Here is a 15,472-nt window from a genome sequence, read left to right as displayed (position 1 = left end):
ATGATTCTCCTTGCTGCCGGGCCGGCGTTGGCCGGCCCGGCCAGCGGACTGTTAGCGGATGCCCTGCTGGGCGAAGGTCAGGACATCGGCTGCATTTGATTTGTCGACGAGGCTCGGGCCCGTGAGGACCGACTTGCCGCCGCCAATGCTGTAGCCGCCGCGCTTGTTCTGCCAGATAGCGTCGACTGACATGTAGCCCTGCAGCCACGGCTGCTGGTCCACGGTGAACAGAACTGCACCATCAACGATCTTCTGGGCGAGATCCGCGTTCAGGTCGAAACTTGCAACCTTGGCAGAGCTGCCGGCGTCCGTGACCGACTTGAGGAGAGTCAGGGTGATGGGGGCGCCGAGGCCGATGATGACGTCGGCGTCCTTAGAAGCCTGGAGCTTGGCCGTCGCGGTCGACTGGACGGAGGTCATGTCCTTGCCCTCGACGTAGAGAATCTCCGTTCCAGGCACCTTCGCCTTGACGCCGGCGCAACGTGCTTCGAGTCCGACGTGGCCCTGCTGCTGGATCACGCAGACCGGGTGCTTGAAGTTTTCCGCCGCGAGCCGGGTCCCGACTGCCTCACCGGCGAGCTGTTCGTTCGAGCCGAAGTGGGTAAACGCCCCCAGCTGCGCCGAGACACCCTCGCCGGCGTTGAGGCTCACAACCGGGATGCCGGCGTCGGTGGCTTTCTTTAGGACGTCTTTGAGGGCATCCGGTGTGGCGAGCGTAACGGCGATGCCGTTGACCTTCTGGTCAATCGCCTGCTGGACGAGCTGCGCCTGGCGCCCGGCTTCGGGGTCGGACGTGTAGAGGAGCTCAACGTTGTCCTTAGCCGATGCCTCCTCGGCACCCTTGCGGACGATGTCCCAGAAGGTGTCACCTGCTGCGGCGTGGGTGATCAGGGCAATCTTGATCCGCTCCGTGGAGGCGACTTGGCCGCCGCCTGCCGCATTGCCTGAGTCTGCGGGCTTGCCACCGGTGCTGGAACACGCGCTCAGGGCCAGCATGGGTACTACGGCCGCCACGAGGGCCGTCTTCCGCCACGAGAACTTGGTCACGATTAATCTCCTTTGATTCCGGGCCACGCCGACCGCTTCATCGCGTCAGTCCGTGAGCCATCTACAACTGATCATGGTGACTTAGCTCACTCATGTCAAGAGTTTGTCCTGACATTAGGATGTAATCACGTAATGAATACCCGTCGGTCTGTAAAGAAATACCGGTGGAAGGCTCGTCCGCGGCCGCCCAACTGCCGGAGAACGACGGCGACGGCGGCACTCAAGGTGCCGCCGTCGCCGTCGTTCTCCGCACTGCCGTCAGGGGCGCTAGGCCCCCTGCAGCTCCGCGCCCTCCCGTTCGCCGGCGGCGTTGGCGTCGTCAGCTTCGGCTTCGGAGGTGATGCCTGCGGCGTCGTGACGCTTCGCGGCGGCGGCCGCGAACACCATGACCGCCAGGCCCAGCAGGGTGATCCCGGCCCCCGCCCAGATGGGCGAGGTGTAGCCGAGGCCGGCGGTGATGGTCACGCCGCCCATCCACGCGCCGAGGGCGTTGCCCACATTGAAGGCACCGATGTTGGCGCCGGACGCCAGGGTGGGTGCGGTGGTGGCGTACTTCATAACCCGCATCTGCAGTCCGGGGACGGTGGCAAAGCCGAAGCCGCCCAGCAGCACCATGGAGGCGATAGTCATCGGCTGGTTGCCAGCGGTGAGGGCGAAGACCACAAGGACAACCACCAGCGCCGAGAGCGCCACCAGGAGCGTGCGGTCCACGTTCCGGTCAGCCGCCTTGCCGCCCACCGTGTTGCCAATAAAGAGGCCCACGCCGAACAGGATGAGCAGCCACGGCACGGTGGCGGCCGAGAATCCGGTGACTTCCGTGAGGGTGAAGGCGATGTAGGTGAAGGCGCCGAACATGCCGCCGTAGCCGAGGATAGTCACGAGGATGGAGAGCCAGACCTGGCCGGACCGGAAGGCACGGAGTTCCCCCCGCAAGCCGCCTGAGGCGGCGGTGTCGCCGGACCCCGTATTGGGGACCAGCGCCAGGATGCCTACGAGCGCAAGGACGCCGATGGCCGTGATGGCCCAGAAGGTGGACCGCCAGCCGGCCGCCTGGCCCAGCATGGTGCCGAACGGGACGCCGAGGACGTTGGCCGCCGTCAGGCCGGTGAACATGATGGCGATCGCGCCGGCTTTTTTGGTGGGTGCGACCATGCTGGCGGCAACCACGGCGCCGATGCCGAAGAAGGCGCCGTGCGCGAGCGCAGCGATGATGCGGCCGATCATCATCAGCAAATAGTCCGGCGCGATGGCGGAGACAAGGTTGCCCGCAATGAACAGGACCATCAGTACGGCCAGCACCGGCTTGCGCTCGAATCGGGTCACGGCTGCAGTCAGGAGCAGCGCGCCCACGACGACAGCGAGCGCATAGCCGGAGATGAGCCAGCCGGCGGTCGCCTCGCTGACCTGGAAGTCCGCGGCCACTTCGGGCAGCAGGCCCATGATGACGAACTCGGTGAGTCCGATCCCGAACCCGCCGAGGGCGAGTGCTATCAGGCCTATAGGCATGGAGGAGCTCCTTCAAACTGTACGGAAAGAAAAGCGAAGCGTAAGCTATTAGTTGCAGACGCGTTATTTATTGTTGCACAAGCAAGTATGCCGCGCAAGCAACTAAATTGTGGGCTGCCCGCGTTCCGGCGATTCCGGGATGCGGGCAGGCAGATCTGAAGGGAAGAACTGATGGGCATCAAGGACGACGCCGTCGAGGTCCGGGCGCAAGGCTGGCGGACCCTGGCGGCCCTGCACGGGCTGATCGAGGCGGAGCTGGAGCGCTCGCTGCAGGCCGTGGCACAGCTGTCCGTCGTGGAGTACACCGTGCTGGATGCGCTGAGCCGCCAGGACGGCTGGCACATGCGGATGCAGCAACTGGCCCGCGCCACCGCGTTGAGCGCCAGCGCCACCACCCGCCTGGTCAACCGCCTCGAGGACCGGGGCCTGCTCACTCGGATCCTGTGCGCTGACGACCGCCGCGGGATCTACACGGAGCTCACACCGAACGGGATCAAGCTGCTCGAAGAGGCCCGGCCGAGCCACGACGCCACGCTGGAGCGTGCGCTGGCCGAGGCCCAGGCGGTGCCGGAACTGGCGGCACTGGTCGACGCCCTCCCGAAGCTGCACGCCGCCGTCTAGCGCGGCAACGCGGAAACCCCGCCCCGCAAGGAGTGCCGGGGCGGGGCCTTCTGTTGGTACGGCTAAGCGGTGACGGGTTCTTTGGCGGCCAGGGTCTTAAAGTAGTGCTCCAGGTCTTCGAGGCTCTTGTCCTTGGTTTCCGGGACCACCCGTTTCACCCAGACAATCGCTGCCAGCTGCAGGGCGACGAAGATGAAGAACGTCGTGGAAACGCCGATCCAGGCGACCATCTGCGGGAAGAAGAAGCCGATCAGGAAGTTGATCATCCACAGCACGAACACGCAGATGCCCATGCCGATCCCGCGGACATGCAGCGGGAAGATTTCCGACATGGTCAGCCACGTGACCGTGCCGATGCAGGACTGCATGGACGCCAGGAAAGTAACCATGAACAACAGCACGAGGTAGCCCCGGAGCATGCTTTCCGGGATCAGCATCGAAATCAGGCCAATGGCCAGGAGCGAGGATGCCGTACCAACCAGACCGACGGTCAGCATGGCCTTCCGGCGCACCCTGGTCATGAGGGACATGCCGATGATGACGGCAACCACGGACGTGACGCCGTTGACGACGTTGGCGAGCAGGGCGCCCTGGTCCCCGAAGCCGGAGCTGGAGAGGATCGAGGTGCCGTAGTACATGATGGCGTTGACGCCGCTGATCTGGTTGATGACCGCCATGCCGAGTCCCACCACGAAGATCCTGCGGATCCACGGCACGGTGAGGTCTCGGAAGGTTCCGAGCCTGGATTGGTAGTCTTCCCGGGCCGCCTGCCGCACTTCATCGAATTCTGTCGAGACATCTGCCGCTGCGCGGGTCTTGCGCAGAACGTCGAGAACCTCGCCGAAGCGCCCGGCCGACGCCAGCCAGCGGGGGCTTTCGGGCAGGACCAGCATTCCGAACCAGAGCACCACAGCCGGAAGTGTCGCGATGACCAGCATCCAGCGCCACACATGTGAGGCCTCCGGGAAGGCGTTGCCCAGTACGGCGTTGAACGTGAACGCCAGGAACTGGCCCGTGACGATCATGAGCTCGTTCTGCGTGACGATCCGCCCGCGCTGTGCCGCCGGGGACATCTCCGCGAGGTACACGGGCACAATCACCGATGCCCCGCCCACCGCCAGGCCCAGGATGGTCCGGGCCGCCACCAGCAGCTCCGTGGTGGGGGCGAGGGAGCAGCCGATGGTGGAGACGGCGAAGACGAGGGCCAGCGCCATGATGGTCTTGCGGCGGCCGAAGCGGTCGGACAGCCGGCCGGCCGTGATGGCGCCGAAGGCCGCGCCGAACAGCAGAGTCGAGGTGACCAGGCCTTCAGTCAGCGGCGTCAGCCCCAGGTCCCGCTGCATGAACGGCAGGGCGCCGTTGATGACGCCGGTGTCATAGCCGAAGAGCAGGCCGCCGAACGTCGAGAACAGGGCCACGCGCCGCATGAACCCCTTGGGATTGGCGGGAGCACCGGCCGGGCGGACTGCGGACTGGGCGGAAGGACTGGTGAGCGTGTTGTCCGTTTGCTTCATAGGGCGGCCGCTACCGTGCTTTGGCGATGTAGTTGTTCATCGTGTCCAGCTGGTAGCGGGAGACCTCGGCGGCGTTGTCGTCTTCGGCGAAGACGCTGGACACCATCACGGTGTCCTCCCGGTCCAGGAAGCCGATTTCCTGCAGGCCGCCGAAGAACTCGTCCCAGTTGACGTCGCCGTCGCCGATTTTCAGGTGCTGGTGCACCCGGACCGGGTTGCCGGGCGGGTTTGTGATGTAGCGCAGGCCGTGCGAGGCGTGGTGGTCCATGGTGTCGGCAACGTGGACCAGGCGGAGCTTGTCCCCCGCCGCGCGCATGATGTCCAGCGGCGCGTTTTTCATGTGGAAGCTGTGCGAGGCCACGTAGACCAGGCCGACGTTCTTGGAGTTGAGGCCGCGGATCACCCGGATCGCGGCCAGGCCCTCTTCGACGAAGTCGTCCGGGTGCGGATCGATCAGCAGGTCGATGCCTTCGCGTTCGATGATGGGCAGCAGCTCTTCCATGGAGCGGTAGAAGGCACGCTCCGACTCCTCGGCCTTCTCCGGGCGGCCGCTGAATTCGGTGTTCATGGTGCTGACGCCCAGGTCCACGGTGATCTGGATGGCGCGCTTCCAGTAGCGGACGGCCGCTTCGCGGGCGTCCTCGTCCGGCCCGGACCAGCGGAGCACGGGCAGGACCGAGGCGATCTCGATCCCGGCGTCCTTGCAGGCCTTGTTGAGCTGGCCCACCAGCTCGTCGTCGGCCTTGGGGTGGTTGTAGAACGGGATGAGGTCGGCGTGCGGGGTCATCTGCATGTACTTGTAGCCGAGATCCGCCACCACGCGGGGAAATTCGAGCAGGCTGTGGGAATGGTGGAACGGCGTTGGATCAAGTGCGATTTTCACGTGGAACACTCCATTGTGGGTCAGTCAGGTTGTGCAGGGGACGGACAGAACGGGAAGGGGACTGGGGTCCCCCTTCCCGTGCTTCCTAGCGGTAGAGATCGGGCTTGGCGTGGAGCTTGACGGCGACCTTTTCGCCGTTCTTCTGCGCCTCGACGCCGGCCTCGCAGCAGGCGGCGGTGGCGTAGCCGTCCCAGGCCGTGGGCCCGCCGATTTCGTCGCGGAGGGCGGCGTCCACCCATGACTGGATTTCGACGTCGTAGGCGGCGCCGAAGCGCTCCTCGAAGCCCGGAGTGACGCTTCCGCCCCAGCGGCCGGCTGTGCGGGTATACGGGCCCTGGTCGCCGCCGATGCTGACGATGCCGTCCTCGAAGGAGGCCTGGGTGCCCACTTCGTAGCCGAACTTGGCGTTGACGTAGATCTCGACGTCGGCCAGGACCCCGGATTCCGTCTCGATCAGCACGTGCTGCGGGTCGTGCTGGCCGGCCGGGGCGTTCCTGGTGGCCTTGCCAAGCCGGACCTGGACGGACGTGATTTCCTCGCCGGTGAAGAAACGGATGGCGTCGAATTCGTGCACCACGGAGTCGTTGATCAGCATCTCGTTGGTGAAGCCGGCCGGGGTGGCCGGGTTGCGGTGCTGGTGGTGCAGCATCAGCAGTTCGCCGAGTTCGGAGTTCCGGATGATGTTGCCCAGGGCGGCGTATTCGGCGTCGAAGCGGCGCATGAAGCCGACCTGGATGCGCTGGTGGCCGAGCTGCTCCTCGGCCTGGACGATCTTCCAGGCGGAGGCCGCGTCCGGGGTGAGCGGCTTTTCGCAAAGGATCGGAATGTCCTTGGCGATCGCTTTCAGCAGGATGTCCTCGTGCAGGAAGCCTGGGGTGGCGATCAGCACGGCGTTGACGTCTCCGTTGTTGAGCGCCTCCTCGGCGTCGGCCAGGGCGACGGCGCCGGGGATCCCTTCGATGGCCGCCTGGGCGCGGGCGAGGTCGACGTCGACGACGGCGGCAACTTCGGCGCCGTGGATGCGGGTGTTGAGCCGCTGGATGTGGTCTGCGCCCATACGGCCGGCGCCGATGACAGCTACGCGGAGGGTCTTGGTCATGGTTTGTTGTCCTTTGGGTTCTAGTTGACGGCGGTGCGGGAGCCGCAGGAGAGCAGGTAGTTGCGGGTCCGCTTGGCAATCGGCATCGGGACGTCGAAAGCGACGGGGTACATGTCCTGTTCCACGATGCCAAAGATCGGCCGGTCCAGCGCCTCGACGGCTTCGATGACGGCGCGCAGGTCCGGCAGGCCGTTCGGCGGTTCGGTCATGACACCGGCCAGGTTGGCGGCGGCCCAGGTCATGTTTTCCGCGTTGACCTTTTTCAGGATCTCCGGGTTGATCTGTTTGAGGTGCAGGTAGCCGATCCGGTCCGGGTAGTTCTTGATCAGCTCCAGGCTGGACGCGCCGCAGTATTCGGCGTGGCCGGTGTCCAGGCAGAGGTTGAGGTACTTCGGGTCCGTGGCGGCGAGGAGGGTCTCGATGTCCTCCTGGGCGCCGACGTGGGAGTCGGCGTGCGAGTGGAACTGCTGCTTCAGGCCGAAGTCCTCCAGCAGGGTCTTGCCCAAGCGGTTGTGGCCGGCGAACAGGTCGCTCCAGGCCTTGTCGGTGAGCTCACCACTTTCCACGGCCTCGCCGGTGACGTCGTCGCGCCACATGGCCGGAATGACCACGATGTGCTCGCCGCCCATGGCCGCCGTGAGCTCCGCGACCTTGCGGGCCGGCTCCCAGGCGGTCTCCCACTGGTCGAGGCCGCGGTGGAACGCCGTGAAGACTGTTCCCGCGGTGACTTTCAGGTCGCGTGCCTTGAGCTCCTCGGCCAGCCGGGTGGGGTCGTTGGGCAGGTAGCCGTACGGGCCGAGTTCGATCCACTTGTAGCCGGATTCGGCCACTTCGTCGAGGAACCGTTCCCACGGGGTCTGCTTCGGGTCATCCGCGAACCAGACGCCCCAGGAGTCCGGCGCGGTGCCGATGATCAGCTTGTTCTGAGTCATTTCCATTCCTTCTCATCGATTGCTCCGCAAGTGCCCTTTTGGACGCTCAATACGGCGGTTACGGAGCAGTCGATCGTGGTTAGTGGGGCGGGGACTAGTTGGAGGGGAAGTTGTAGGAGGCGCCCGAGGCGTGGGTGGGTTCGGGCCAGCGGGAGGTGACCACCTTGCCGCGGGTGTAGAAGGAGACGCCTTCCGGCCCATAGATGTGCTTGTCGCCGAAGAGCGAGGCCTTCCAGCCGCCGAAGGAGTGGTGTGCCACCGGCACGGGCAGGGGCACGTTGATACCGATCATGCCGACGTCGACGGAGCGCTGGAACTTGCGGGCGTTGGCGCCGGAGGAGGTGAAGATGGCGGTGCCGTTGCCGTAGGGGTTGGAGTTGATCAGCGCGATGCCGGCGTCCAGGTCCTCGACCCGGACCACGACGAGGACGGGTCCGAAGATTTCCTCGCTGTAGGCGGTCATTTCGGTTTTGACGTGGTCGATGACGGTGGGGCCGACCCAGAACCCGTCCTCGTGGCCGGGGACGACGAGGTCGCGGCCGTCCACCACCATGGCCGCTCCGGCGGCTTCGGCTTCGGTGACGATCCGGACGATGCGCTCCTTGGAGGCCGGGGTGATGACCGGGCCCATTTCGGCGTCGGGCGCGGTGCCGTTGTTGACCTTTACGGCCAAGGCACGTTCTTCGACCTTCTTGACCAGCAGGTCCGCAGCGTCGCCGACGGCGACGGCAACCGAGATGGCCATGCAGCGTTCACCGGCGGAGCCGAAGGCGGCGGCGGCGAGGTGGTCCGCTGCGTTGTCGAGGTCGGCGTCGGGCAGGATGATGGCGTGGTTCTTGGCGCCGCCGAGGGCCTGGACCCGCTTGCCATGCTTCGTGGCGGTTTCGTGAACGTACTGGGCGATCGGGGTGGAACCCACGAAGGAGATGCCGTCCACGTCCGGGTGGGTCAGGAGGCCTTCGACGGTTTCCTTGTCGCCGTGCAGGACCTGGAAGACGCCGTCGGGCAGGCCCGCGTCCTTCCATAGCTTGGCCAGCAGCATCGAGGCGGAGGGATCGCGTTCGGAGGGCTTGAGGATGAAGGCGTTGCCGGTGGCGATCGCCATCGGCGCCATCCACAGCGGGACCATGACCGGGAAGTTGAACGGGGTGATGCCGGCGACGACGCCGAGCGGCTCGCGGAAGGAGAAGACGTCGATCCCGGTGGAGACCTGGTCCGAGTAGTCGCCCTTGAGCAGGGTCGGGACGCCGCAGGCGTACTCGATGACTTCGAGGCCGCGGCCGATTTCGCCCTTGGCGTCGGAGAGGACCTTGCCGTGCTCGGCGGTGATCAGCTCGGCGAGGTCGTCCACGTGGGCCGCGACGAGCTCACGGAACTTGAACAGCACGGCGGTGCGCTTGGCGAGGGAGAAGTCGCCCCAGGAATCGGCGGCCGCGCGGGCGGCGGCGACGGTGGCGTCCAGGTCCGCCCGGTTGGCCAGCCGCAGCTCTGCGGTGACAGCGCCGGTGGCGGGGTTGTAGACGGGCTGGGTGCGGTCACCAACGCCGGCGGTTTCGGCGCCGTTGATGAAGTGGTGGATGGTTTTGGTGGTGGTGAGGGTGCTCATCGGAATGTCCTTGGGGGTTGGAGTCTTGGCGGCCTTCGCTGGCCGGGGTCAGCCGAGCAGCTTGCGCTGGCGGCCCTTGTGGTCGGTGTAGGTCTGGAAGGCCTGTTTCGTGGAGTCGAGCTCGGAAACCTGGGAAACGGGAACGTCCCACCAGGACTCGGAGCTGGGCGCGTCTAGGAGCGGATCGGATTCAACGTGGATGACGATCGGGCCGCCGCGTTCGGGCGCGGCCTTGGCGTCCCGGATGGCCTGTTCGAGTTCGGCGATGACCTTCTCCCCCGGTTCGATCCGGATCACCTTCACGCCGAGGCTTTCGGCGTTGAGGGCCAGGTCCACGGGGAGCCGGTCGCCGTCGTCGAAGCTGTGGTGCTCCTCGTCGAGGGCCCGGTACTGGGTGCCGAAGCGCTGCGAGCCGAGGGACTCGGAGAGCGAGCCGATCGAGGCGTAGCCGTGGTTCTGGATCAGGACCACGATCAGCTTGATCCGTTCGGCGACGGCAGTGACCAGCTCGGTGTGCATCATCAGGTAGGAGCCGTCGCCCACCATGACGACGACGTCGCGCTGCGCCCCGCCCCTCGCGGCTTCGGCGAGGGCCGCGCGCTTGACGCCGAGGCCGCCGGGGATTTCGTAGCCCATGCAGGAGTAGGCGTATTCGACGTGATACCCGAACGGGTCCCGGACGCGCCACATCTTGTGCAGGTCACCTGGGAGGGAACCGGCGGCGCAGATGACGACGTCCTGGGCGTCCATGGCCCGGTTCGTGGCCCCGATGATCTCGTTCTGCGCCGGCAGCGGCGTAAAGCGGGTGTCGAAGGCCTCGTCCACCGTGCCGTTCCAGCGGGTCTTTTCGGTTGCGATCTGCTGTTCGAGGTCCGCGCCGATACGGTAGCCGCCGAGGGCCAGATTCAGCTTGACCAGGGCCTTACGGGCGTCGGCGACGATCGGCAGCGAGGTGCCGTGCTTGTACGCGTCGATGGGGGCTACGTTGATGTTGATGAACTTCACGTCCGGGTTCTGGAACGCCGTCCGGGACGCCGTGGTGAAGTCCTCGTAGCGGGTGCCGATCCCGATGATCAGGTCCGCTTCGGCGGCGATGGCGTTGGCCGCCGTCGTGCCGGTGGAGCCGATGGCGCCGAGCGAGAACTTGGAGTCCCAGGGCAGCACGCCGACGCCGGCCTGGGTGTTGCCGACCGGGATGCCCGTGAGTTCGGCGAACTTCGCGAGTTCCTCATTGGCGAAGGCGTAAAGTACGCCGCCGCCGGCGATGATGAGCGGGCGCTTCGCGGCACGGATGGCCTCGGCGGCACGGCGGATGTCCTCGTCGTCGGCGTTGGGGCGGCGGATCCGCCATTCGCGCTCGGCCAGGAACTCCTCGGGCACGTCGAAGGCCTCGGCCTGGACGTCCTGGGGCAGCGAGATGGTGACGGCGCCGGTCTCGGCCGGATCCGTCAGCACGCGCAGCCCGTGGTGGAACGCGGAGAACAGTTGCTCGGGCCGGGAGACGCGATCGAAGAACTTGGACAGCGGCCGGAACGCGTCGTTGACGGTGATGTCGTAGGCGTAGGGCTGCTCGAGTTGCTGCAGGACCGGATCGGCGGCGCGGGTCGCGAAGGTGTCGCTGGGCAGCAGCAGCACCGGCAGCCGGTTGGTGGTGGCCAGCGCCGCGCCGGTGAGCAGGTTCGAGGAGCCGGGCCCGATCGAGGTGCTGATCGCGAACGTCTGCCGGCGCCGGGTGTGGCGGGCGTAGCCCACGGCCTGGTGCGACTGGGCCTGCTCGTTGCGGCCCTGGTAATACGGCATGATCGTCGGGTCGAGCTGCTGGTACTGCTTGAGGGCCTGGCCGACGCCGGCGACGTTGCCGTGGCCGAAGATCCCGAAGGTGCCCGGGATGAGCCGTTCTCGGTAGTCCTGGCCACCGATCGAGTCAACGGTGTACTGCTTGGACAGGTATTCGACGACGGCCTGGGCGACCGTCATTCTGCGGCTTCCTGAGGCAGATCCAATTCCCATGGGACGTTACTCCGATACTTCTGCGGTGCGGGTGGGCAGGGTGCGCGGGGCGGACCGTTTCAGCAACGATGCTGCGGTCGCCACCGCGCCGGCGACGTCGCCGTCGTGCGGGTAGAGCAGGGTCCGGCCGACCGTGAGCCCCTGGACGCCGGGCAGCGCGAGGGCAGCCTCCCAGCTGGCAAAGACGTCGTCCTGGCTGCTGTCCGGATCCCCGCCGAGCAGCACCGTGGGCATGGTGGTGGCCGCCATAACGCGTTCCATCTCGGCGACGACGGGGAGCTTCATCCAGGTGTACGCACTGGTGGAGCCGAGTCCTTCGGCGATGGCAACCGACTTGATCACTGCATTCGTCGAGAGGTCGTTGCGGACCTTGCCTTGTTCCCAGACAGACAGGAAGGGCTCCACCATGGCGATCAGCTTGCGTTCGGCGAGGGAATCGATCGCCTTGGCCGTGGCTTCGAGGGTGGCCACGGTGTCCGGGTCGCCCAGGCAGATGCGCGTGAGCATCTTGCCCCCGTCGGCTCCCAGCGCTTCCAGGGCGGCTGCCGTGTGCCCGGTGAAACGGTCGTCGAGCTCGTTGACCAGGCCGGAGAGCCCGCCCCGGTTCATCGAGCCGAAGATGAGCTTGCCGTCGAGCGCCCCGAGCAGCAGCAGGTCATCCATGATGTCCGGAGATGCCAGGATGCCGTCCACGTCCGGGTTGGCGAGAGCGATCTGCAGACGGTCCAGGAGCTGGCGGCGGTCCGCCATCGCCACGGGGTGGTCACCGACCGCGAGGGCACCGCGGGCCGGGTGGTCGGCGGCGACAATGAAGTTCTGGGTTCCGGACTTCGGGCCGGGGTGGCGGCGGCGTGCCTTCGCGGCTCGGCCGATCGCGTCCGGGTCTTCGAGCCGGATAGTGCTCAGGTGCGCGTAGCGGCGGGGATCATCGTCCACTGAAGCCTTGGCGGAAGCGGGGTGGAGGCTCACAGGCTTGCTCCTTCGGTGGCGTAGGTGACCGGTACGGGGCGGCCGCGTTCAGCGAGGAGCGCGGTAACTTCGTCCGGCGTCGGCATGGCATCGGCACAGGACAGCCGGGAGGCGACGAGGGCTCCGGCGGCGTTGGCGAAGTCGAGGACCTGCGCGAGCGGCCAGCCGGAAAGCAGCCCGTGGCAGAAGGCCCCGCCGAAGGAGTCGCCGGCGCCGAGGCCGTTGAGGGTTTCGACCGGGACCGGAGCGGAGACAACACGTTCAGTGCGGGTTTTCGCCATCACGCCTTCGGGGCCGAGTTTCACGACGGCGATTTCGACGCCGGCTGCGAGCAGCCGGTCAGCCTGCTCGTCCGGGGTGCCCTCGCCGACGGCGACGGCGCACTCCTTGTCATTGCCGATCGCCACGGTGACGTGCGGGAGGATCCTGGCGACCTGCTCCCGGGCTTCGGCTTCAGAGGCCCAGAACATCGGCCGGTAGTCGAGGTCCAGGATGGTGTACTGGCCAGGCTTCAGCCCGGTGCGGGGGCGGGCCTCGTGGGCCGCGAGGTGCGCCGCGCGGCTCGGTTCCTGGCAGAGGCCGGTCACGGTGGACCAGAAGATGCCGGTGTTCCCGATGGCGGCGAGGTCGAGTTCCTCGGCCTTGATCTGTAGGTCCGGTGCCGTGGGGAACCGTCCGTAGAAGTAGAGCGGGAAGTCCTCCGGCGGCTTGATCGCGCAGAACGTGACCGCTGTGGGCCATTCCTTGACGGGGGTGACGAAGGAATCGTCCACCTTGAACTTGCGCAGCTCGCGGTGCAGATACGTGCCGAAGGCGTCGTCGCCGGTGCGGGTGATGACACCGGCGCGCCGGCCGTGGCGGGCCGCGGCCACGGCCACGTTGGACGGGGAACCGCCCAGGTACTTTCCGAAGGACGTGACGTCCTCCAGATCCACCCCGATGTCATTCGGGTAGATATCAACGCTGATGCGCCCGATCGTGAGCAGTTCGTGGGTCACGGTCATCGTGGACCTTTCTGGTGTGAACTCTGTACCTTTACACAGCGGCAGCATGTCAGAATGCGTGGTCCGGAGTGGCTTCCGGCAGCCCCGCAGTGAGCGGGGCCACATCGACTACTCTGCCCTAGAATCCATGTACTGTCAAAGGTTTGTACTGACATATTTACAACTTGACACGGCCCGCGCGTCGGGACAGTTCGCCACCCCCGGTCTACGCCGCTGCGCACGCCCCTGCGCACTCCTGCGCATGCCGGGGCGCACTCCTGGGCGCTCCCGGACTACCGCCCCGGCGTGGCGAGTTCACCGGTGACGTACTGGGCCCGGCCGAAACCGAAGGACCAGTCCCCCGCAGTGTTTTCGACGTAGCCGATGAATACGTCCTCGCCGGCAATCCCCGCGGTTGCCAGATTCTCGGCGATCGCGGCGAATAAGGACTGTTTGGCCTCCTGGCCGCGGCCGGCCTGCGTGAAGATCTGGATCATCACGACGTCGGGCGTCCGCTCGAACCCGAGCCCGGCATCCTGGGCGAAGATCTGGCCCTGCGGATGCTCGGTCAGAACGTGGAAATAGTCCCGCTCCGGAATGCCGTATTCGGCCAGGATGGCGTCATGGATGCTTCGACTTAGCTCCTGGAGCTGCTCGGGGCTCCGGCCCTGATTGACGTCTATTCGCACGAGAGGCACTGACTGCTCCTTCTATAGTTTGTCCTGACATACTAACAAATATGTTTCGGGCACCACAAGGACCTTTGGCAGAAAAGGGATTGTGCACACCGGAGTCGAGGCGTAGCCTTAGACAACCAAAAGGTTGATCAAAGAACCAGTTGATTACAAGACGACTCAGCTGATCAGATCGACGGCGAAGGATGGCGAGGAGGTGGGACACCAGGTGTCAGCCCGCGACGACGAAATGCTCGACTCGGCCTTCCTGGCCCTCGCCGACCCCGTCCGTCGCCGCATCATCGCCCGGCTCAGCCGGGGTCCGGCCACCGTGAACGAACTGGCGGAACCTTTCGCGATCACCAAGCAGGCGGTCTCGAAACACATCCAGGTCCTCGAGCAGGCGCAACTCGTCACGCGCAGCCGTGACGCCCAACGCCGGCCCGTCCACCTGAACCCCGCACGGCTGGAGGCGCTCACCGCATGGATCGACCAGTACCGGCTGATCCGCGAGGGGCAGTTCCGCAGCCTCGACGCCGTGCTCCAATCCAACGCCGCGGCACGCGGCACACCGGCAAAGGACTGATAATCATGACCAACGCCCTGAAAGTCACCGTCCCCGAGGGCCTGCCCTTCATCGATTACGAGCGGGAGTTCGACTTTCCCGTCGCCGACGTCTTCCGCGCCCACAAGGAGCCGGAGCTTATCGCTCAGTGGCTCGGCCCGCGTGGCCTCAAAATGGACATCGACCACTACGACTTCCGCAGCGGCGGCAGCTACAAGTACACCCACACGGCACCGGACGGCAACGCCTATGGTTTCAGCGGTGTCTTCCACACCGTGAGGGAAAACGAGTTTGCCATCCAGACCTTCGAGTTCGACGGCTACCCGGACGTTGTCAGCATCGAGTTCCTGACCCTGGAAGACCTCGGCGGCGGACGGACCCGGCTCACCGGCCACTCGGTCTATCCCACGATTGAAACCCGCGACGGCATGGCACAGTCCGGGATGGAAGGCGGCATGTCCGAAGGCTACGAGCGGCTCGAGGAACTCTTGGGCGGCACCGCCACCGGAACCCCACAGTCGGGGAAGGTAACCGCATGAGCAATGCGCTGAAGCTCGTGGCCCCGGAAAAGGTGCCGTTCGTGGACTCCGAACGGGAGTTTGATTTCCCGGCGGCAGCGGTCTTCCGTGCACACACCGATCCGGAGGTGTTTCGGCAGTGGATCGGACCGCGGGAGCTGGCCACGCGATTGGACGGATTCGACTGCCGGCCTGGCGGAACCTACCGCTTCGTGCAGGAGGGCAACGACGGTCGCCAGCACGCGTTCCGCGGGGTCTTCCACACAGTTCGCGAGAACGAGTTCGTGCTGCAGACCTTCGAGTACGAGGGCTACCCGGATATCGTCACGCTGGAATTCGCGACGTTCGAGGATTTGCCGGGCGGGCGTTCAAAACTCACCGGCAGGTCCGTCTACCCCAGCGTCGAGGCCCGCGCGAGGTACCTCGCCGACGGCATGGAGGCCGGTATAGCTTCCGGCTACAAACAACTGGACGAGCTTCTCGGCCGGCAGCACCGGCAGTAGCAACCGGACTGCCAAACAAGAAGAGTACGACGGCGGCAGGCC

15 protein-coding genes are annotated in these 15,472 nt (G+C 66.1%); 4 read left to right on the top strand and 11 right to left on the bottom strand.

Annotated elements, in window-relative coordinates:
• Positions 1–51: 51 nt before the first annotated feature.
• Positions 52–1,047, bottom strand: a complete 996-nt coding sequence (locus OM977_RS03855) for a substrate-binding domain-containing protein (protein ID WP_264356220.1) — start codon at positions 1,045–1,047, stop codon at positions 52–54.
• 267 nt (positions 1,048–1,314) lie between these two features.
• Positions 1,315–2,553, bottom strand: coding sequence for an MFS transporter (locus OM977_RS03850; RefSeq protein WP_264356219.1), 1,239 nt, complete (start codon positions 2,551–2,553; stop codon positions 1,315–1,317).
• A 171-nt stretch (positions 2,554–2,724) separates the two neighbouring features.
• On the opposite strand from OM977_RS03850, the gene OM977_RS03845 reads away from it, so the two are divergent.
• A complete protein-coding gene (locus OM977_RS03845) occupies positions 2,725–3,174 on the top strand; it encodes a MarR family winged helix-turn-helix transcriptional regulator (RefSeq protein WP_264356218.1) in 450 nt (149 codons plus the stop codon).
• 62 nt (positions 3,175–3,236) lie between these two features.
• On the opposite strand, the gene OM977_RS03840 is transcribed toward OM977_RS03845, so the two are convergent.
• The 9 genes from OM977_RS03840 to OM977_RS03800 all read right to left on the bottom strand — a co-directional run bounded on the left by OM977_RS03840 (position 3,237) and on the right by OM977_RS03800 (position 13,868).
• The gene (locus OM977_RS03840) at positions 3,237–4,688 is read right to left on the bottom strand and encodes a sugar porter family MFS transporter (protein ID WP_270103144.1); all 1,452 of its coding nucleotides are present in this window, start codon (positions 4,686–4,688) and stop codon (positions 3,237–3,239) included.
• A gap of 10 nt (positions 4,689–4,698) precedes the next feature.
• Entirely contained in the window at positions 4,699–5,571 is an 873-nt protein-coding gene (locus tag OM977_RS03835) for a sugar phosphate isomerase/epimerase family protein (protein WP_264356217.1), read from the bottom strand.
• 85 nt (positions 5,572–5,656) lie between these two features.
• Positions 5,657–6,670, bottom strand: coding sequence for a Gfo/Idh/MocA family protein (locus OM977_RS03830; RefSeq protein ID WP_264356216.1), 1,014 nt, complete (start codon positions 6,668–6,670; stop codon positions 5,657–5,659).
• A 20-nt stretch (positions 6,671–6,690) separates the two neighbouring features.
• Complete coding sequence (locus OM977_RS03825) at positions 6,691–7,602, bottom strand: sugar phosphate isomerase/epimerase family protein (protein WP_264356215.1); 912 nt, start codon at positions 7,600–7,602, stop codon at positions 6,691–6,693.
• 94 nt (positions 7,603–7,696) lie between these two features.
• Positions 7,697–9,208, bottom strand: coding sequence for a CoA-acylating methylmalonate-semialdehyde dehydrogenase (locus tag OM977_RS03820; protein ID WP_264356214.1), 1,512 nt, complete (start codon positions 9,206–9,208; stop codon positions 7,697–7,699).
• A 48-nt stretch (positions 9,209–9,256) separates the two neighbouring features.
• Positions 9,257–11,185, bottom strand: coding sequence for a 3D-(3,5/4)-trihydroxycyclohexane-1,2-dione acylhydrolase (decyclizing) (gene iolD / locus OM977_RS03815; protein ID WP_264356213.1), 1,929 nt, complete (start codon positions 11,183–11,185; stop codon positions 9,257–9,259).
• Between the two features lie 39 nt (positions 11,186–11,224).
• A complete protein-coding gene (locus OM977_RS03810; protein WP_264356212.1) occupies positions 11,225–12,187 on the bottom strand; it encodes a Cgl0159 family (beta/alpha)8-fold protein in 963 nt (320 codons plus the stop codon).
• Positions 12,184–13,185 (bottom strand): 5-dehydro-2-deoxygluconokinase, encoded by a 1,002-nt coding sequence (gene iolC, locus OM977_RS03805; RefSeq protein WP_264357281.1) that lies wholly within the window; start codon positions 13,183–13,185, stop codon positions 12,184–12,186. The genes OM977_RS03810 and iolC overlap by 4 nt, the downstream gene beginning before the upstream one ends.
• Positions 13,186–13,463: 278 nt before the next feature.
• On the bottom strand, positions 13,464–13,868 hold the full coding sequence (locus OM977_RS03800) for a tautomerase family protein (RefSeq protein WP_264356211.1): 405 nt from the start codon (positions 13,866–13,868) through the stop codon (positions 13,464–13,466).
• A gap of 226 nt (positions 13,869–14,094) precedes the next feature.
• On the opposite strand from OM977_RS03800, the gene OM977_RS03795 reads away from it, so the two are divergent.
• Genes OM977_RS03795 through OM977_RS03785 form a run of 3 tightly spaced genes read left to right on the top strand, consistent with a single transcriptional unit; the run spans position 14,095 to position 15,430 of the window.
• Positions 14,095–14,430 (top strand): ArsR/SmtB family transcription factor, encoded by a 336-nt coding sequence (locus tag OM977_RS03795; RefSeq protein WP_264357280.1) that lies wholly within the window; start codon positions 14,095–14,097, stop codon positions 14,428–14,430.
• A 5-nt stretch (positions 14,431–14,435) separates the two neighbouring features.
• Entirely contained in the window at positions 14,436–14,948 is a 513-nt protein-coding gene (locus OM977_RS03790) for an SRPBCC family protein (protein ID WP_264356210.1), read from the top strand.
• Positions 14,945–15,430 carry an SRPBCC family protein gene (locus tag OM977_RS03785; RefSeq protein WP_264356209.1) on the top strand — a complete coding sequence of 162 codons (486 nt, stop codon included), beginning with the start codon at positions 14,945–14,947 and terminating at the stop codon, positions 15,428–15,430. Before OM977_RS03790 ends, OM977_RS03785 begins: the two co-directional genes overlap by 4 nt.
• Positions 15,431–15,472 lie beyond the last annotated feature (42 nt).

Origin of the sequence: Pseudarthrobacter sp. MM222 (assembly GCF_947090775.1) — a bacterium.
Taxonomy (GTDB): domain Bacteria; phylum Actinomycetota; class Actinomycetes; order Actinomycetales; family Micrococcaceae; genus Arthrobacter.
Note: the sequence above shows the minus strand (reverse complement) of the source record. Positions and strands in the feature narration are given on the sequence as shown.